The organism is Lysobacter sp. CFH 32150 (assembly GCF_022758295.1).
Taxonomy (GTDB): domain Bacteria; phylum Pseudomonadota; class Gammaproteobacteria; order Xanthomonadales; family Xanthomonadaceae; genus CFH-32150.
Map to the genome: position 1 here is coordinate 96,141 of NZ_JALDWJ010000001.1, position 18,056 is coordinate 114,196.

At 64.6% G+C, this 18,056-nt stretch carries 18 protein-coding genes; 5 read left to right on the top strand and 13 right to left on the bottom strand.

What is annotated here, in order from left to right; genetic code table 11:
* Positions 1 to 74 precede the first annotated feature (74 nt).
* Together guaB and folD are read right to left on the bottom strand one after the other, a co-directional pair.
* Entirely contained in the window at positions 75 to 1,535 is a 1,461-nt protein-coding gene (gene guaB / locus MO486_RS00365; RefSeq protein ID WP_242903563.1) for an IMP dehydrogenase, read from the bottom strand.
* A gap of 157 nt (positions 1,536 to 1,692) precedes the next feature.
* Complete coding sequence (folD, locus tag MO486_RS00370; RefSeq protein ID WP_242903566.1) at positions 1,693 to 2,574, bottom strand: bifunctional methylenetetrahydrofolate dehydrogenase/methenyltetrahydrofolate cyclohydrolase FolD; 882 nt, start codon at positions 2,572 to 2,574, stop codon at positions 1,693 to 1,695.
* 116 nt (positions 2,575 to 2,690) lie between these two features.
* Here folD and MO486_RS00375 point away from each other — a divergent pair, with 116 nt between their 5' ends.
* The 3 genes from MO486_RS00375 (at position 2,691) to MO486_RS00385 (ending at position 4,041) form a co-directional block, all read left to right on the top strand.
* The gene (locus MO486_RS00375; protein ID WP_242903568.1) at positions 2,691 to 2,999 is read left to right on the top strand and encodes a DUF1244 domain-containing protein; all 309 of its coding nucleotides are present in this window, start codon (positions 2,691 to 2,693) and stop codon (positions 2,997 to 2,999) included.
* Between the two features lie 22 nt (positions 3,000 to 3,021).
* On the top strand, positions 3,022 to 3,810 hold the full coding sequence (locus MO486_RS00380) for an alpha/beta fold hydrolase (RefSeq protein ID WP_242903571.1): 789 nt from the start codon (positions 3,022 to 3,024) through the stop codon (positions 3,808 to 3,810).
* Positions 3,811 to 3,882: 72 nt separating this feature from the next.
* Positions 3,883 to 4,041 carry a hypothetical protein gene (locus MO486_RS00385; protein ID WP_242903573.1) on the top strand — a complete coding sequence of 53 codons (159 nt, stop codon included), beginning with the start codon at positions 3,883 to 3,885 and terminating at the stop codon, positions 4,039 to 4,041.
* Positions 4,042 to 4,068: 27 nt separating this feature from the next.
* Here MO486_RS00385 and MO486_RS00390 read toward each other — a convergent pair whose 3' ends face one another.
* The 11 genes from MO486_RS00390 to ndk form a co-directional block, all read right to left on the bottom strand.
* On the bottom strand, positions 4,069 to 5,043 hold the full coding sequence (locus MO486_RS00390; RefSeq protein ID WP_242903576.1) for a DUF2272 domain-containing protein: 975 nt from the start codon (positions 5,041 to 5,043) through the stop codon (positions 4,069 to 4,071).
* A gap of 28 nt (positions 5,044 to 5,071) precedes the next feature.
* Positions 5,072 to 6,199 carry a molybdopterin-synthase adenylyltransferase MoeB gene (gene moeB / locus MO486_RS00395; RefSeq protein WP_242903579.1) on the bottom strand — a complete coding sequence of 376 codons (1,128 nt, stop codon included), beginning with the start codon at positions 6,197 to 6,199 and terminating at the stop codon, positions 5,072 to 5,074.
* Between the two features lie 20 nt (positions 6,200 to 6,219).
* On the bottom strand, positions 6,220 to 7,437 hold the full coding sequence (glp, locus tag MO486_RS00400) for a gephyrin-like molybdotransferase Glp (RefSeq protein WP_242903582.1): 1,218 nt from the start codon (positions 7,435 to 7,437) through the stop codon (positions 6,220 to 6,222).
* Positions 7,434 to 8,006, bottom strand: coding sequence for an NTP transferase domain-containing protein (locus tag MO486_RS00405; RefSeq protein WP_242903586.1), 573 nt, complete (start codon positions 8,004 to 8,006; stop codon positions 7,434 to 7,436). The genes glp and MO486_RS00405 overlap by 4 nt, the downstream gene beginning before the upstream one ends.
* Entirely contained in the window at positions 8,003 to 9,403 is a 1,401-nt protein-coding gene (gene der, locus MO486_RS00410) for a ribosome biogenesis GTPase Der (protein WP_242903589.1), read from the bottom strand. Before der ends, MO486_RS00405 begins: the two co-directional genes overlap by 4 nt.
* A gap of 93 nt (positions 9,404 to 9,496) precedes the next feature.
* Positions 9,497 to 10,699 carry an outer membrane protein assembly factor BamB gene (bamB, locus tag MO486_RS00415; protein WP_242903592.1) on the bottom strand — a complete coding sequence of 401 codons (1,203 nt, stop codon included), beginning with the start codon at positions 10,697 to 10,699 and terminating at the stop codon, positions 9,497 to 9,499.
* Between the two features lie 26 nt (positions 10,700 to 10,725).
* Positions 10,726 to 11,370, bottom strand: a complete 645-nt coding sequence (locus MO486_RS00420) for a tetratricopeptide repeat protein (RefSeq protein WP_242903594.1) — start codon at positions 11,368 to 11,370, stop codon at positions 10,726 to 10,728.
* Between the two features lie 171 nt (positions 11,371 to 11,541).
* Positions 11,542 to 12,351 carry a RodZ domain-containing protein gene (locus tag MO486_RS00425; RefSeq protein ID WP_242903597.1) on the bottom strand — a complete coding sequence of 270 codons (810 nt, stop codon included), beginning with the start codon at positions 12,349 to 12,351 and terminating at the stop codon, positions 11,542 to 11,544.
* Between the two features lie 17 nt (positions 12,352 to 12,368).
* The gene (gene pilW, locus MO486_RS00430; RefSeq protein ID WP_242903599.1) at positions 12,369 to 13,190 is read right to left on the bottom strand and encodes a type IV pilus biogenesis/stability protein PilW; all 822 of its coding nucleotides are present in this window, start codon (positions 13,188 to 13,190) and stop codon (positions 12,369 to 12,371) included.
* Complete coding sequence (rlmN, locus tag MO486_RS00435) at positions 13,180 to 14,328, bottom strand: 23S rRNA (adenine(2503)-C(2))-methyltransferase RlmN (protein WP_242903601.1); 1,149 nt, start codon at positions 14,326 to 14,328, stop codon at positions 13,180 to 13,182. The genes pilW and rlmN overlap by 11 nt, the downstream gene beginning before the upstream one ends.
* Positions 14,329 to 14,352: 24 nt before the next feature.
* Positions 14,353 to 14,778: a nucleoside-diphosphate kinase gene (ndk, locus tag MO486_RS00440; protein WP_242903603.1), complete on the bottom strand. Its 426-nt coding sequence runs from the start codon at positions 14,776 to 14,778 to the stop codon at positions 14,353 to 14,355.
* Between the two features lie 215 nt (positions 14,779 to 14,993).
* Between ndk and MO486_RS00445 the strand changes: the two genes are divergently transcribed.
* Both MO486_RS00445 and MO486_RS00450 read left to right on the top strand, forming a co-directional pair.
* Complete coding sequence (locus MO486_RS00445; protein ID WP_242903605.1) at positions 14,994 to 15,611, top strand: TetR family transcriptional regulator; 618 nt, start codon at positions 14,994 to 14,996, stop codon at positions 15,609 to 15,611.
* A 42-nt stretch (positions 15,612 to 15,653) separates the two neighbouring features.
* A complete protein-coding gene (locus tag MO486_RS00450; RefSeq protein ID WP_242903608.1) occupies positions 15,654 to 18,026 on the top strand; it encodes a 3-hydroxyacyl-CoA dehydrogenase NAD-binding domain-containing protein in 2,373 nt (790 codons plus the stop codon).
* The last annotated feature ends 30 nt before the right edge of the window (positions 18,027 to 18,056 follow it).

Below are 18,056 nucleotides of genomic sequence, written 5' to 3' on the forward strand. Positions count from 1 at the left end.
GGCACTTCTAGTCAGTACTTTCCGTGGTTCCAAAACGAAGAAGGGAAACTCGCGTCTCCCTTCTGTGGTCGGCATCAGCCCATCCGGTAATTCGGTGGCTCTTTGGTGATCTGCACATCGTGCACGTGGCTTTCGCGCTGCCCGGCGCCGGTCACTTTCACGAACGACGGCTTCTTGCGCATCTCTTCGATCGTCGCGCAGCCGACGTAACCCATCGTCGCGCGCAGGCCACCAGCGAGCTGGTGCACCACGCCGCTGAGCGGGCCGCGGTACGGAACACGGCCTTCAATGCCTTCAGGCACCAGCTTGTCGGCGTCGGAAGCGTCCTGGAAATAACGGTCCTTCGACCCCTTCTCCATCGCGCCGAGGCTGCCCATGCCGCGATAACTCTTGTAGCTGCGACCCTGAAACAGTTCGACCTCGCCGGGAGCTTCCTCGGTGCCGGCGAACAGGCCGCCGACCATCACCGTCGAGGCGCCGGCAACGATCGCCTTGCCGATGTCGCCCGAGTAGCGAATGCCACCGTCGGCGATCAGCGGGATGCGATCCTGCAGCGCTTCGGCGACCATCGCGACCGCAGTGACCTGCGGCACGCCGACGCCGGCGACGATGCGGGTGGTGCAGATGGAACCGGGACCGACGCCAACCTTCACCGCATCCGCGCCCGCATCCATCAGCGCCAGCGCGGCATCGCCGGTGACGATGTTGCCGCCGATGACTTGCAGGCCCGGGAAGCGCTTCTTGGCCCAGGCAACGCGATCGATCACGCCTTGCGAGTGGCCATGCGCGGTGTCGACGATGACGACGTCTACGCCGGCAGCCGCCAATGCCTCAATGCGTTGTTCGGTGTCGCCACCCACGCCGACTGCGGCGCCGACCAGCAGGCGTTCGCTGCTGTCGTAAGCGGCGCTCGGGTTGTCGGACTTCTTCTGGATGTCCTTGACCGTGATCAGGCCGCGCAGCGCGAACTCGTCGTTCACCACGAGCACCTTCTCGATGCGGTGCTTGTGCAGCAGCTGGATCACTTCGTCATCGGATGCACCCTCGCGCACCGTGATGAGGCGATCCTTCTTGGTCATGATGTGGCGGACCGGATCGTCGAGCTTCTTCTCGAAACGCATGTCGCGGCCGGTGACGATGCCGACCAGCTGGCCGTTGTCGTCAACCACCGGCACACCGGAGATGTTGCGGGCGCGGGTGAGCTTGAGTACTTCGCCGATGGTAGTTTCGGGACCGACGGTGAATGGTTCGCGGATCACACCGGCTTCGAACTTCTTCACCCGCGCGACTTCCATCGCCTGGCGTTCGAGGCTCATGTTCTTGTGGATGATGCCGATGCCACCGAGCTGGGCCATCGCAACGGCGAGGCGCGCTTCAGTGACTGTATCCATCGCCGCGGCGAGGATCGGCAGATTCAGACGCAGGTCGCGGGTCAGTCGCGTGGCGAGCGAAACGTCCTTTGGCAGGACGACCGAGTGCGCGGGGACGAGGGAAACATCGTCGTAGGTAAGCGCTTCAGCCTGGATGCGCAGCATGGGCGGGTCCGGGGGGAGAAGCGCGCCATTGTAACCCGTTCGGCGGGTCCGGCGCTCGTTGCAGTTGCAATGCCGTGTCCTGTAGGAGCGGCTTACAGCCGCGAGCTTCTGATTTTCGCGGGTTATCTGGCCAAGAGCTCGCGGCTGTAAGCCGCTCCTACGACGTGCCGACCGCCGCGTCGGCCGCTTCCAGGGTGTTCTGCATCAGCGTAGCCACCGTCATCGGCCCCACCCCACCCGGCACGGGGGTGATCCAGCTGGCACGCTGTGCGGCCTCCGCGAAGCCGACGTCCCCGACCAGGCGGCCGTCGTCGAGGCGATTGATGCCGACGTCGATCACCACAGCGCCCGGTTTCACCCACTCGCCCGGGATCAGTGCGGGACGCCCGACCGCCACCACCAGGATGTCTGCGCCGCGGACGGCAGCTTCCAGCACTTCAGGCGGCGTGAATTTGTGGCAGCTGGTCGTGGTGCAGCCGGCGATCAGCAGTTCCAATGCCATCGGCCGGCCGACGTGGTTGCTGACCCCTACGATCGTGGCGCTGGCGCCCCGCACCGGCCGGTCCGTGTAGGCCAGCAGCGTGGTGATGCCGCGCGGCGTGCACGGACGCAAGCCGAACTGGCGCAACGCCAGGTGGCCGACGTTCTCTGGATGGAAGCCATCGACGTCCTTGCGCGGGTCGATGCGGTGGATCAGCTGGGTCGCGTCGCGGCGGTCCGGCAGTGGCAGCTGCACGAGGATACCGTGGACCTCGGGATCGGCGTTGAGCTTGTCGATCAGCGCCAGCAACTCGGCATCGGAGGTGTCGGCCGGCAGGTCGTAATCAATCGCGCGAATGCCGACTTTCTCGGCCGCGCGACGCTTGTTGCGCACATAGACGCTGGACGCCGGATCGTTGCCGACCAGCACCACGGCCAGCCCCGGTCGCGGCTTGCCGGCCGCCACCCGCGCGTCGACCTGCGCCTTCAGGTTGTCGAGCAGGTCCTCGGCGATGCGTTTGCCGTCGAGGATCTTTGCGGTGCGCGCGGAGGACGTCATGCGTTCGGGTAGGCGCTGCGCTAGAGTTCGGGCCGCGCATTATCGCTTATCTGACCGCATGCTTATCTGGCATGTGGGCTTATCCGACAGCGTCCTTCTCCGACCGGCCGATTGCCATGTCCGACACAGATTTCGAAACCACCCAGATCGAGGCCGCCGCCTTCCGCCGCCTGCTGCAGCACCTGGTGCAGGAGCGCCCGGACGTGCAGAACATCGACCTGATGATCCTCGCCGGCTTCTGCCGCAACTGCCTGTCCGACTGGTACCGCGAAGCCGCCGAGGCCCGCGGCATTACCATGACCAAGGACGAGGCACGGGAGGCGATCTACGGGATGCCTTTCCCGCAGTGGAAGGCGCAACATCAGCGCGACGCGACGCCGGAGCAGTTGGCCGCGTTCGAAGCCGCCCAACGCAAGCACGACTGAAACAATGACTCCCAAAGCCAGCATGCGAAACAAACTTATCCTTGGTCTCGTCGCCCTGCCCGTCCTCGGTTACAGCGCCGCCTGCGCCTGGCTCTACGCCAAGCAGCGCGAACTGTTGTATTACCCGCAACTGACCAAGGCCGAAGTCCAGCAGACCGATTTCGGCATCGCGCGCAACGGCGTCATGCTCAATGGCTGGCTGGTCAACATCGGCAAGCCGAACGCGATCATCTATTTCGGCGGCAACGCCGAACGCGTCGAGGAACGGCGCGACGAATTCGCGCAATGGTTCCCCGAAAGCAGCGTCTACCTCGTTCCCTATCGCGGCTATGGTGCGAGCGAAGGGACGCCGACCGAAGCCGACCTGCTCGAAGATGCGCTGGCGGTGTACGACCAGGTGCGCGCACGGCAGCCGGACGCGCCGATCGTGGTGATCGGTCGCAGCCTCGGCAGCGGTGTCGCCAGCTACGTCGCCTCACAGAGACCGGTGACCAAGCTGGCGCTGGTCACGCCCTTCGACAGCATGGCCGACGTCGCCCAGGCGCATTACCCATGGCTGCCGGTGCGCTGGCTGGTTCAGGATCGCTACGAATCGACGCGCTATCTGGCGAAATACGCTGGACCGATCCTGGTGGTCCGCGCCGGCAAGGACCAGGTGATTCCCGCCGCCAACACCGCGCGCCTGATCGCAGCGCTACCTAAACCGCCGCAGATCGTCGACTTCCCTAACGCCGACCACAACACCGTTGGCGCAGACTCCGGCTATGGGAAGGCTTTGTCGGCCTTCGCGGCCGTCCCGCCATCTCCCTGAGCCAACGATCGTCGAGGTCCTGACATGACCAACCAAGGCGAATGCCCGAAATGCGGAAAGCGGGTGCTGCACGTGAACATCGAGAACATCGTCGGCATGATCGGTGGCGAGGCCAACGGCCGCTGCCTGAGCTACTGCTGCATCCACTGCAATGCCGTGCTCGGGGTGCAGGTCGATCCGCGGTCGAAGCGACGGACGCGGCGGAAAGCGACCACCCCCAAAGAGCAATGAAACGCTGCAGATACCGGGGCTGATCGCTCAACAGCGCGGAATCCCAGGGGCGACATCCGCGGCGCATTTCAGGCAGCAAGTGGGCGGACGCGTGGCAGGCGTCGTGGCCGGCTGCGGAGATCGGGGAGTCGCCAACGCTGGATTGAGCTTCAACAAAGCCACCCAGTCCTGTCGATTGAAACTGCATCCCTTCCCGTTATCCGGACTGCACGTGGTGTCGATCCCGAATCGACGCGGCAAGGACCACAGCAACCCATTCCGGTTCACGTGCAACTCGCGCATCGTGACCCCCTGCAGGACGTTGCCACCGACCAGGTGCACCTTGCCATTGCCACCGGGATTGGCGGCAACGACGACCTCGCAGTGCATGTCGAGGGAGCCATGCGGGTCCCGGTCGAGGAAGTCCTTCAATCCCTGGTGACCGAACACCACCGACGACGATCGCGAGAAGCACAAGAGGTCGCCTACTCCGGGTCTTTCGATATCGGGATCGGAGAATTGAAACGGACTGCCTGCGGTACGCAGGTATGCATCGCGGACAAAGTCGATGTGGCTGGCGGAAGGCCGGAATCCTGGGACGCCGGCCCTCGCCATGACATAGGACACGAAGGCGGCAGACCACGGCGTATCGATGACGAAGGCACGGCAGGAGGACGCATGGATGCGATCGTCGACCGGATATGCGCAGTCGGAAGCGCCTTCCGTTCCCGTCATCCGCCACAGCAGCCCGCTTCCTTTCCAGTACTCGACGACGCGTTTCCATGCCGGCGTCATGCCGTCGTTCAGGCGGCTTGTCTCGCCTTCGGCCACCTTTGTGCTCGCCAGATGGCCGTCCGTGTCGATGAACGGGCTGAACCACAAGGTGTTTTCGTTGCAGGCGATGGTCGCAATCCGCTCCCCATGGCCCGCGCCCGACGCTGCGCCGCAGGCGCCAGTCGCATCCACATCCGTCGAAGTCCACGCCAGGATCCCGGCTAACACCAGCCGATGCATGACTTCCATGACTGCCTCCTCGGTGGCGGGCTTGCTCCTACCGCCCGGAACAGAATGCGGTGTAGTCGATATAACCAGGGAATGGTGCACCCGGCGCGCAGACTGCGCAGTCCGGGTCGGGGGACAACCGCGTCTCGCGGAAGCGCAGCGCCAGCGCATCGAAGTGCAGCAGCCGCCCGGTCAGCGGTTCGCCGATGCCGAGGATCAATTTGATCGCCTCCGTCGCTTGCAGCAGGCCGACCACGCCGGGGAGCACCCCGAGCACGCCGGCTTCGGCGCAATTGGGTGCGGCTTCCGGTGGCGGCGGTTCCGGGAACAGGCAGCGGTAGCACGGCGCGACGCCACGTTGGCGGCCCGCGTCGAAGACGCTGGTCTGGCCCTCGAAGCGATGCACTGCGCCGTATACCAGTGGCTTGCCCAGCTTCACGCAGGCATCGTTGAGCAGATAGCGCGCCGGGAAGTTGTCGGCGCCATCGATCACGACATCGACGCCGTCGAGCAGGCGTTCGACATTGCCGGAAGTGACACGTTCGGCGACGGCTTCGATCTTGGTGCGGGGGTTGAGTGCCGACAACGTAGTGGCGGCCGAGTCTACTTTCGCGATGCCGATACGCGCTTCTGTGTGCAGGATCTGGCGTTGCAGGTTGCTGCGATCGACCACGTCGTCGTCGGCGAGGCGCAACGTGCCAACGCCCGCGGCGGCGAGGTAGAACGCGGCGGGCGAGCCGAGTCCGCCCGCCCCGATCAGCAACACACGTGCAGCTTCGAGTTTTTTCTGGCCGTCGAGACCGACGTCGGGCAATCGCAAATGGCGTGAGTAGCGTTCGCTGAAATCGGCATCGAGGTCGGGTTTCGCCATCGGCAGGCATTCCATGTCCCAGGCGGTGGTCCCGCCGGCGATGGATGCGACCCGCGTGTATCCCTTCGCATACAACGCCAATGCAGTGTCATGCGAGCGACGACCGCTTTGGCAGATCAGCAGCACTTCCATGTCGCGGTCGGGGATTGATGCGGCAGGATCAGCTTCGAGCTGTTCGCGCACGATGCCGCGGGCACCGCTCGCCATCCCCAGGGCACGCTCGTGCTCGGCGCGCACGTCGATCAGTAGCGCGCCGGCCTGCAGGCGTTCCAGTGCTTCGACGGGGGTGAGTTCGCGGATGCCCATATCGCGATTATCCGCCGTCTTCAGTACGGGAGCACCTCGACCACGCCGCCGGCGGCAAGATGCTGTGGTCCATCGGCGACCACGATCAACGCATCGGATTGCGCCGCGGCATGCAGCCGGTGTGAGCCCGTAGCGTCATTCGGGGTGACATGCAGCCCGCCGTCATCGCCGTAACCGAGCCGGCCGCGCATGAATTCGCGGCGTGGATGCGGCTTGTCGATGGCGGCGCTGAGTCGGGCCTTGAAGCGTGGGCGTGGCTCCACCCTGCCCTGCAACCCATCGAGCAACTCGCGCCCAAGCGTCAGGTAGGTCGCCAGGACCGACACGGGATTCCCCGGCAGGCCAAGGAACTGTGCGCGGTCGAGGTGGCCGAACAACAATGGCATGCCGGGCTTCATCCGTACCTTCCAGAAATGCACACGACCATGCTCGGCAAGCAGCGCCGGGATATGGTCTTTCTCGCCGGCGGACACCGCGCCGCAGGTGATCACGACATCGAAACTCGATGCGGCATCGCGCAGCATCGCAGCCACGCGTGCCGGGTCATCAGGCAGGGTTGGCCAAGCGGTCGGCTCCAATCCGTCGGCGCGCAACAGGCCCATCAACAGCTCACGATTGGAGTTGTAGATATCGCCTGGTTGCAGCGGCAGCCCGGGTTCGACCAGTTCGTCGCCCGTGGTGAACACCGCGACCGTGGGACGCTGGCTGACCTCGAGCTGATCGACGCCGAGCGAGGCGGCGATTGAAACGCGCGGCGCCGTCAGCATGCAGCCGCGTTGCAGCACCAGATCGCCAACCCGCACGTCTTCGCCAGCGCGACGGACATTCGCACCGGGTTTGGTGTCGGCGGGGACGAACACGGTGTCGCCATCGACCCGCACGTTTTCCTTGATCGCGACCGTATCCGCCCCTGTCGGCAGCGGTGCCCCCGTTGTGATGCGAATGCATTCGCCATGGCCGACTTTGAGACCAAGTGCGCGGCCGGCGAACTGCTCGCCGGTCAGCCTCAATGCGATTTCGCCATCACCAGCCAGATCGACATGGCGCAAGGCGTAACCATCCATCGCGCTGTTGTCGAACGGCTGCAGCGCGATTGGCGCGATCACGTCCTGCGCCAGCACGCGGCCGTGCGTGCGCGAGAGCGCCAAGCGCTCATGTGCGAGGCGCTGCCCGGATGCCACCTGCTCGATAACGGCGCGGGCTTCGTCGAACAACAGGCCAGTCGGGAAGTTCGTCATGTCTGGAAACCGGCAGCTTGTAGATCCGCGAACGTGTTGAGATTGCCAAAGCGTACGCCGGCAAAACGTACTCGGACCATGCCGACCCGCGCCTGCAACGCCTGGATCGCCATATCCCGCGTTTCGAGTGCTTGCGTCGCGGCTTCACGCAGCAGGACAACGCGCCACAACGCGACCAATGGCTGCAGGCCGTCATCGTCCTCTGCATAGGATCCCTGCTCGCCTGCGGCAACGAGGCTTGGCAACAAGCATTCGTTGACGCCGATCAGGTCGACCGGCAACGTGAGCAGCCACGGGCTGGTGCAAGCCTGCGCCAGCGCATCGAGGCCACTGAGCGGGCCGGCATCCGGGATGCGGTCGACCACGGCATCAAGTCCGTGTCCGGCATAGCGCTCGGGCTCGCGATTGGCGCTGACCAGTACTTTTCCAACTTCTGGCGCGAAGCGACGTGCGATCCGCAGCACCTGCGGCACGCCATCACGTTCGAGCCAGGCCTTGTCGAGTCCACCGAGCCGTGATGCACGGCCGCCGGCGAGGATGCCGAGGGTGATGTCGCGCGAGGCGATCACTTGCCGCGTTTGACGTGCCGAATCAGACGCCGCTTCTTCGCCACTTGCTTGTCGGTCAGCACGTTCTTTTTGTCCTTGTACGGGTTCTCGCCTTCCTTGAACACGAACCGGATCGGTGTGCCGACCAACTTGAAACGCTTGCGGAAAAAGTTTTCGAGATAGCGCCGGTAGGTCTCGGACAGTGTGCGCAGGCGAGTGCCGTGGACGATGAACGTCGGTGGATTCTCGCCGCCCGGATGGGCGAAACGCAGCTTGGCGACGTGGCCACGGACCACCGGGGGCGGATTGGTTTCGTAGGCGACTTCGAGCGCCTTGGTGGTTTCAGCAGTACTGAACTTGTGCGTCGCCGACGCGTGGGCGCGATGGATCGCCTTGAACAGCTCGCGCAAGCCCGAACCGTGCAGCGCAGAAATTCGCACTGCCTCGGCCCAATCGACGAAGGCGAGCTTGCGCGCCAGCAACCCTTCGGTCTGCTGGCGTTGGTACTCGCTCTGCCCGTCCCACTTGTTGACGGCAACAACCAGTGCGCGACCGGCGTCGAGTACCGCGCCGAGGACGGTAGCGTCCTGATCGGTGACGCCTTCGCCGGCATCGAGCATGATCACCGCGACCTGGCAATGCTCGATCGCCTGCAGCGTCTTGACCACCGAGAATTTCTCGACCGCTTCCTCGACCTTGCCGCGGCGGCGCAGGCCGGCGGTGTCGATCAAGCGATATTTACGGCCGTCGCGCTCGAGATCGACGGCGATCGAATCGCGGGTCGTGCCGGGCACGTCGGAGGCGATCATCCGCTCTTCGCCGAGAATGCGGTTGACCAGCGTCGACTTGCCGACGTTGGGGCGACCGACGAAGGCGACACGCACGCGTTCCGGATCGTCGTCGAGGATTTCGGCATCGCCATCCTTCGGCAGCGTCGCCAGCATCTTCGCAAGCAACGTATCGATGCCGTGCTTGTGCGCGGAGGAGACGCCGAGCATGTCCTTGATGCCATAGCGCGCGAATTCGTTCAGCGCAGCCTGGGCATCGAGACCGTCGATCTTGTTGACGATGAGGAAGGTCGGCGTGTCGACTTTGCGCAGCCAGGCGAGGATGTCATCGTCGATGGTGGACGCGCCTTCGCGGCCGTCGACGATGAACAGGATCAGGTCGGCTTCTTCCGCCGCGGCGCGCGATTGCCTGGCGGTGGCACCGGCCAGGCCTTCATCGCTGCCTGCGATACCCCCGGTGTCGACGAGCACGAATGGGCTCTCGGGGTCGAGCCGGCACACGCCGTAGTTGCGGTCGCGGGTGACGCCGGGTTCGTCGTGCACCAGCGCGTCGCGTGTACGGGTCAGCGCGTTGAACAACGTCGATTTACCGACGTTGGGACGGCCGACGAGGGCGACGAGAGGCAACATGGATGGATCCTGTTGAAGGCCTGGGAGGCCGTAAAAAAGCTGCGGCCCCGGCAGACTACCCGGGGCCGCGGATTGGCGCCATGCGCCCTCGCCTTACTGCAGGCGGAACGCGCTCAGTTCGCCATCGATGTTCTGCACGACCAGGACGCCATCGACCACCACCGGCGCGGCACGCAAGGCGTCGCCACCGGCACGGCTGCGCGCGGCGAACTGGCCGTCGTCGAGGCGCAACCAATGCAGGTAGCCGTCGTAATCGCCGACCACGGCGTAATCGCCCTGCACCGCCGGTGAAGTCAGCTTGCGACGCGCCAAGGCCGGTTGCGACCAGAGCGCGCCGCCATCCGTCTTGTTGATCGCCCAGACGGTGCCCGCCGGGTCGGAGACGATGAGGCGGTCGCTGGCATTGCCGAGACGGCCGACGCCACCGTTGTCACGCGTCCACAGCGGTCGTCCGCTCGGGCCATCGATCGCCATGGTCTGCTTCTTGAAGCTGGTTGCGTACAGCGTGCTGCCATCGAGCACGGGCGTCCCGTCGACGTCGGCCATGCGGTCGAGTTCGCTGCGTCCTTCTGCCTGCGCGACGGCCTGTTCCCACGCAAGGCTGCCGTCCTGCATCGAGAGCGCGGCCACGGTGCCATCGTCGTTGCCGACGAAGACATAACCCGGACCAAGTACCGGCGCATCGTTGCCGCGTACGCTCAGTGACGGCAGTTCACGGCTCCAGAACCAACGGCGCTCACCGCTGGCGGCGTCGAACGCAGTGAGGCGGCCATCGTTGCTGCGCACGAACACCATGCCGTTACCGATCACCGGCGCGGCTATGACTTCGTTATTGACCTTACCGCGCCACTTTTCGGCGCCGTTGCTGGCATCGAGCGCGATCACCTCACCATCGAGGCCGCCGACCACGACTAGGCCTTCACCTGCACCCGGGCCGCCGGAAAGCCGTAGCTCTGGCTTGTCTTTCTCTTTCTTCGGGTCGTAGTGCCACAGTGGCTTGCCGGTCTGAAGGTCGAATGCGCGCACGCCACCTTCGATCGCGGCGGCATAGACGTGGCCATCGGCGATCGCCGGACCCTGGCGCACGCCGGCGCGGCCTTCACCCTTGCCGGCCGAAGCCGACCAAAGTTTGTTGACAGTGACGGACGGCGTGAAGTCAGTGAGCTCGGCCGGCTCCAGCGCCTTCTTGTCGTCCTTGCCGCCACCGAACCAGCCCTTGACGGTGGAGCACCCGCTCACGGCAAGCACGCAGCAAATCAGGATGGAAGCGGGAATGGCGGCAGAGCGCTTCGGCATCGACGATGACCTCATCAGATCAAACCTCATAAAGTCCGGTCCTCAGGACGGGTCGGCGTGCCGCCGACCTCAGTCAGTTTCAGTTCGACCAGACGGCGTTGGGGCGCCGCGACATCGATCTTGGCCAGCGCCTGCGAGTAGGCGGCGCGGGCTTCCACTTGCTTGCCGAGTGCGGCCAACGCATCGCCGCGGGCCTCGATTGCGGCGGCGGCTTCGGGCTTGTCGCCGATCAGCGTCAGTGCCTCGGTGGCTTTGCCGGCGTCGATCAGCAATCGCGCCAAGCGCGACTTAACCACCACGGCGAGCGCGACGTCGTCGGTCTTGGTCGCACGCAAGGTGGCGATGGCGGCATCACGCTGACCAGCTTCGACCTGTGCCTTGGCCAGTTGCAGGCTCGCAAGCGCGGCGTAGGTGCCGCCATCCTGGGCAAGCGCCTTCACGAGCGGGCCGGCTTTTTTCAGGTCTTTGGATTCGATCGTCTTCAGTGCCGCGTCGAAACGCGCGCCGGCGGCTTCGCTGGCGGCGTTGCGCTGCTGCTGCCACCACTGCCAGCCGCCGATGGCGGCCAAGCCCAGCACCACGCCGCCAATCAGGCCGGCGCCATTGTTCCGCAGCCAGCCGCGGACGCGTTCGCTTTGTTCGTGCTCGTCAAGCAGGTCGTCTATCGCCATGCCGCTGCCATGCCGCCTCTGGGTTGTGTGATCCGGTGTGCCATCCGCGCCAATGCGCGCGTCAGGCCTGTTAGCGCTGACGCGATCGAATCACGAAGATCGGATCACACGCAGGCGCTGCGCCCCGCACCGCCGGCTGGCCGACTGGCTGGGATGGACCCGCGACGCGGGTCAGTCGGCGACCGGCGCGAGGGAACCGTCAGAGGATACCGTAAAGCGCGCGACATTCGCTCGGCGGAACGGCGTGAGGTCGAGCGGTTGCCCCGCTTGTTGCACTACCACGGCGGTGGAATTGCCGAGCACGACGCGCCCGACTTCGCCCACGGCGTAGTTACGCGTCTCGCCCGCGGGCAGCAGACCCTGCTCCAGCGTGCGCCCGTCCGGCGCGGTCACCTGCACCCAGCTATCGCCGGAAAAACGCAGGGACAGGGCCGGTTTCGCCGATGGCCGCGGGGACATCGGCGTGAATGAAGCCACCAGCGGCGCCTGCACTGTGGTGGCAGCCTGGTTTGGCTCCGGCGTCATATCCAGCGATACCGGGCCAGCCATCTCCCCGCCTGGCACTGGTGCATCGAGCGGCTGCACGCTGGCGTTGTTGTTCAGATGCGGTTTGGTTGCCAGCCACACCGGCACCGCGATCGCGATCGTCATGACGATATAGATGATGCGGCGCGTCCCCTGTTCGAACAGGCGTTGCACGCGCGGGGTATAGCTGTGGCTGACCAGGGTGGTCGGTTCGATCGGAGCAACTCCGGAAGCCGACAGCGTGGTCGATGTGGTCAGGCCGAGCAGCCGGGAGTAGCTCCGCAACTGGCCACGGACGAAGACCGGCGCGCCCAACCGGTCCCAGTCCTCGTTCTCCAGAGACTCCACAACGCGTCGTGGCATCTTCAGTTGGCTGGCCACGTCTTCCAGGCTCAGGCCGGCGGCTTCGCGCGCTTTACGCAACCGCTCGCCGCAACCGCTTTCGCCGACGGTCATCATTTGATGGTCGTACGTCATCGCTGCGTAGATCCCCCTGGGGTCCCCTGCACTGCGCCCGGGAACTCCTCCCCTAATCGCCGAACATAGCGAGCGGCTGCGGCTGTGTCGCCGAGTTTATGTTCGATTTGTGACGCAAGTTGTAGCGCACGCGCATCGGCCGGTGCCGCGGCGAGTCGACGCTCCGAAAAGGCGCGGGCATCCATGTATCGTCCGGCGCGGAAATGCAGCTGAGCCAGTGCTGCGAGGGCAACAGCATTCTGCGGATCGAGTTCGATCGCAGCACGCAGTTCGCGCTCGGCACGGGCAGCCTGGCCGATCTCATCCGCACAGGCGCCAGAATTGGCCAGGGCAGAAGCCGGCGTCGCATACGAGGGATCCTGCAGGGCACGTTCGAACCACACCAAGGATTCGCCGGCGCGGCCATTGCTGCAGAGCCAGGCTCCGTAATTGTTGAGAGCACCGCCGTTCTTCGGCGCCAGCTCGGCTGCTCGCTGGTAGTAACCGCCGGCCTCGGCTCTACGGCCTCGCCGTTCCTCGATGACTGCGAGCAGCGTGTAGGCGTCGGAAGAGTTGCCGTCGATCTTCAATGCCCCGCGGGCTTCGCGCTCGGCACCATCGAGGTTGCTGCGCATGATTTCGCGCTGTGCCAGCAATAGCCGATTGCGTACAGCCGTACGCTGTTCCGCCGCGGGCGACTCGCGCACCTCGACGGGCTGCGAGACCGATACCCGCTCGAATTCTTTGGTGCCAGGGTCCGGACGGATGAAGCTCAGGCGCGAACAACCGCTGGCAACCAGCAGCGTAAGCACCAACACGCCGACCGTGCTACGCAGCATCGGATATGTCCTGCGCCGCGAGCTGCTTGCGGAACTCGGCCTGGCGGCGCGTGCGGTCCATGACCTGGCCCTTGAGCTGTCCGCAGGCCGCATCGATGTCATCACCGCGGGTGCGACGCACCGTGGTCAGCACGCCCGACACTTGCAGCAGCTTCTGGAACGCGTGGATCTCGTCATCGGACGACCGCTCGAAGCGTGTGCCCGGGAACGGGTTGAACGGGATCAGGTTGACCTTGGCCGCATCTTTCATCTGCACCGCGTTACCGAACTGGCGCATGAGTTTTGCCAGTGCCCGCGCATGCTCAGGCTGGTCGTTGACGCCCTTCATCATGGTGTATTCGAAGGTGATCGACGCGCGCGGCTTGCGCTTCACGTAGCGCTGGCAGGCGGCCATCAATTCGGCAATCGGGTACTTCTTGTTGAGCGGCACGAGTTCGCTGCGCAACTCATCGAATGGTGCGTGCAATGACACGGCGAGCGAGACATCGCTCTCTTCGCCGAGGCGATCGATCATCGGCACCATGCCCGCGGTTGAGAGCGTCACGCGCTTGTTAGCGAGGCCGAAGCCAAGGTCGTCGCGCATCACGCTCATCGCGCGGACGACGTTGTCGAAATTCGCCAGCGGCTCACCCATGCCCATCATCACCACGTTGGTGAGTTTGCGGCGCTGGTGCGGGAGGTTGCCGAGGTGCTTCGCCGCCACCCATACCTGACCGATGATCTCGGCGGTACTCAGGTTGCGGTTGAAGCCTTGCGTCGCAGTCGAGCAGAACTGGCAATTCAACGCGCAGCCGACCTGCGAAGAAACGCACAACGTGCCCCGGCCATCGGCGGGAATGAACACGGTTTCGATGGCGTTGCCGCCGTCCATGCCGAGCAGCCACTTGTGCGTGCCGTCGGTCGATGGCTTCTCGAACTGCACCTTGGGCACGATGATTTCCGCGTGTTCCTCGAGCTTGGCACGGAGCGCCTTGCCAAGATCGGTCATCTCGCTGAAATCGGTGACGTAGTGGTGATGGATCCACTTCATCACCTGGTGGGCACGGTAGCGCTTCTCGCCGAGCGTGTCGGCGAAGAAGCACTCCAAGCCCTCGCGATCGAGGTCGAGCAGGTTTTGCTTGGCGGCTGCTGTACTCATCGGAGGGCTGCGGTCACTGGCCTATTACCGCGCGTAGACTTCGGTGGCGGGGAAGAAGTACGCGACTTCGTTCGTGGCGTTCTCGAGCGAATCCGAACCGTGCACGGCGTTGGCGTCGATCGAATCGGCGAAATCGGCGCGGATCGTACCGGGCGCGGCGTCCTTCGGATTGGTGGCGCCCATCAGGTCGCGGTTCTTCAGCACCGCACCATCGCCTTCCAGCACCTGGATCATCACCGGGCCGGAGATCATGAAGTTGACCAGCGCGCTGAAGAACGGACGTTCGCGATGCACGGCGTAGAAGCCTTCGGCTTCCTGCTTCGACAGATGCTTCATCTTCGCGGCGACGACCTTGAGGCCGGATTTTTCGAAACGCGAATAGATTTCGCCGATGACGTTCTTGGCGACGGCATCGGGCTTGATGATGGACAGGGTGCGCTCCAGCGCCATGGGGAATATCTCCAGTAGGCGGGCCGCTACACGTCCGTGTGCGGGCCCGAAGAATAACAGAAAAACCCGCGTAGCGACGCGGGTTTAGCCGATATGGCTGGCGGTAATTCTAGCCGATTGACGCTCTGCTTTGCAGCATCGCCCGCGTCGCTTGAATTGACGTGCGCTACCGTATGGGGCTAGCATCAAACAAGCGTTTGATTAGGATCGGCTCGATGACTGCAACCACCCACTTTTCGACCAAAGACCGCATCCTCGGTGCCGCCGAGGAACTGTTCGCGCAGTTCGGCTTCACCGGCACCTCGTTGCGACAGGTCACCAGCCGCGCCGACGTGAACATCGCCGCAGTCAATTACCACTTCGGTAGCAAGGAAAACCTCGTCAACGAGGTGTTCCGCCGGCGCATGGACGACATGAGCACCAAACGCCTTGCCGCATTGAAAGCCGCGACCGAACAGCACCCGGGCGAGCTGGAACCCATCCTCGCCGCCTTCATCGAACCCGCGCTTGCGATCGCCCAGGACCGCCACGGCGGCTCGTTCGCCCGCGTCATCGCCCGCGCCTATGCGGAAAAGAACGATTCGCTACGCAAGTTCGTGTCCGACCACTACGGCCACGTGCTGCGCGAATTCGCCAAGGCGATTGCCGCCTGCCTGCCGAAACTGAGCAAGGAAGACCTGTATTGGCGACTCGACATCCTGGTCGGCGCCCTGACCTACGCCATGGCTGACTTCGGCCTGATCAGGCGACCCGCCGGTGTCACCGAGGCGGCGCATCGTGAACATGCGGCCCGCGAACTGATCCGCTTTGCCGCTGCCGGTTTCCAGCAATAAATCGGCTTCAAAAAATATTTCATAAACAAGGACTTGCTGAACATGTCTGACAAACTGCTTGTCCGCCGCGCCGCCGTGCTCGGCGCCGGCGTCATGGGCGCGCAGATCGCGGCGCACCTCACCAACGCGGGTGTCGATACCGTGCTGTTCGATCTGGCGGCGAAGGAAGGCGATCCAAATGGCATCGTGGCCAAGGCCATCGCCAACCTTGGCAAGCTCAGTCCCGCCCCACTGGCGAGCAAATCGCTTGCTGAGAAGCTCACGCCGGCCAATTACGACACTGGCCTGGAACTGTTGCGCGGCTGCGACCTGATCATTGAAGCCATCGCGGAGCGGTTGGACTGGAAGCAGGATCTGTACAAGAAGATCGCGCCATTCGTCGCCGATCACACCTTGCTGGCCAGCAACACCTCGGGCCTGGGCATCAACAAGATGGCCGAAGTACTGCCTGAGCAGCTGCGCCACCGCTTCTGCGGCGTGCATTTCTTCAACCCGCCGCGCTATATGCACCTGGCCGAGCTAATCCCGGCCAAGACTACCGACGCTTCGGTGCTGCAAGTGCTGGAAAGCTTCCTGGTCACTACGCTAGGCAAAGGCGTCGTGATCGCCAAGGACACGCCGAACTTCATCGCCAACCGCATCGGCGTGATGGGCATCTCGGCGACCATGCACCACACCGAGCAGTTCGGGCTGGATTTCGACACGGCCGATGCACTGACCGGTCCGCTGATCGGCCGTCCCAAGTCGGCGACATATCGCACCGCGGACGTGGTCGGCCTGGACACCCTCGCCCTCACCATCAAGACCCTCGCCGACACCCTGTCCGACGATCCGTGGCACGCGCACTTCAAGCCGTCCAAGGTGCTGGCAGCGCTGGTCGAAAGAGGCGCATTGGGCCAGAAGACCGGCGCGGGCTATTACACCAAGCGCGGCAAGGACATCCTCGTGCTGGATCCGAAGGCACAGGACTATCGTGTCAGCGCCGGTGAAGCCGCGCCTGAAGTCGTCGAAATCCTCAAGCTCAAGAATCCCGCCGAGAAGTTCGCAGCACTGCGCGCCAACCCGCACCCTCAGGCGCAATTCCTGTGGTCTGTTTTCCGCGACACCTTCCACTACGCCGCGTATCACTTGGTCAGCATCGCCGACACCGCGCGCGACCTGGATCAGGCGCTGCGCTGGGGCTTCGGCTGGTCGCAAGGTCCGTTCGAGACCTGGCAGTCCGCAGGCTGGAAGCAAGTGGCCGACTGGATCGCCGAGGACATCGTCGCCGGCAAGACCATGAGCAGTGCGCCCTTGCCCAACTGGGTGTTCGATGGCCGCGAAGGCGTACATGGCAGCGACGGCAGCTTCAGTCCAGCGCGCAACGCGCAGGTACCGCGTTCGTCCAATCCGGTCTACACGCGCCAGCGTTTCCCGGACCCGATCCCCGGCGAGAAGTTTTCGCAGGGCCGCACGGTGTACGAGAACGAAGGCGTGCGTCTGTGGACTGACGATGACGAGATCGCCGTCGTCAGCTTCAAGACCAAGATGCATACCGTCGGCGATGCCGTGCTCGCCGGCCTGCCTGAGGCCATCGCCCGCGCCGAGAATGGTTTCGCGGGCATGGTGATCTGGCAGCCGAAGGAGCCGTTCTCGGCCGGCGCCGATCTTGCCGGTGCGCTCGCTGCGCTACAGGCCGGCAAGCTGGCCGAGTTCGAAGCGATGGTCGCCAACTTCCAGGCCACCAGCCAGCGGATCAAGTACTCGCTCGTGCCCGTTGTCTCGGCGGTGCGCGGTCTGGCGCTGGGCGGTGGGTGCGAGTTCCAGATGCATTCGGCGGCCACGGTGCTGGCGCTTGAAAGCTACATCGGGCTGGTCGAAGCGGGCGTGGGCTTGTTGCCCGCAGGCGGCGGCCTGAAAGAATTCGCGGTACGCGCGTCCGAAGCAGCGGGTCCGGGTGGTGACGTGTTCGTCCACCTCAAGACGCCGTTCGAAAGCGCAGCGATGGGCAAGGTGTCGACGTCGGCATTCGAAGCCCGCGAACTAGGGTTGGCACGTGCCGGCGATCGCATCGTGTTCAATGCCTACGAGCTGCTGCACGTCGCCAAGGCGCAGGCGCGCGCAATGGCCGAGGGCGGTTACCGCCCGCCCCTGCCCGCACGCCGCATTGCGGTGGCCGGCGACGTCGGCATCGCCACATTTAAGGCATCGCTGGTCAACATGCTCGAAGGCCGCTTCATCTCCCCGCACGACTTCGAGGTAGCCACGCGCATCGCCACCGTGATGTGCGGCGGCGAAGTCGATCGCGGCGCGCTGGTTGACGAAGAGTGGCTGCTCAAGCTGGAGCGCAAGCACTTCGTCGAATTGGCGCAGATGCCGAAGACGCAGGAACGCATCGCGCACATGCTCAAGACCGGCAAGCCGCTGCGTAACTGATCGGTACTGAACCACCCTGCCTTGCGGACC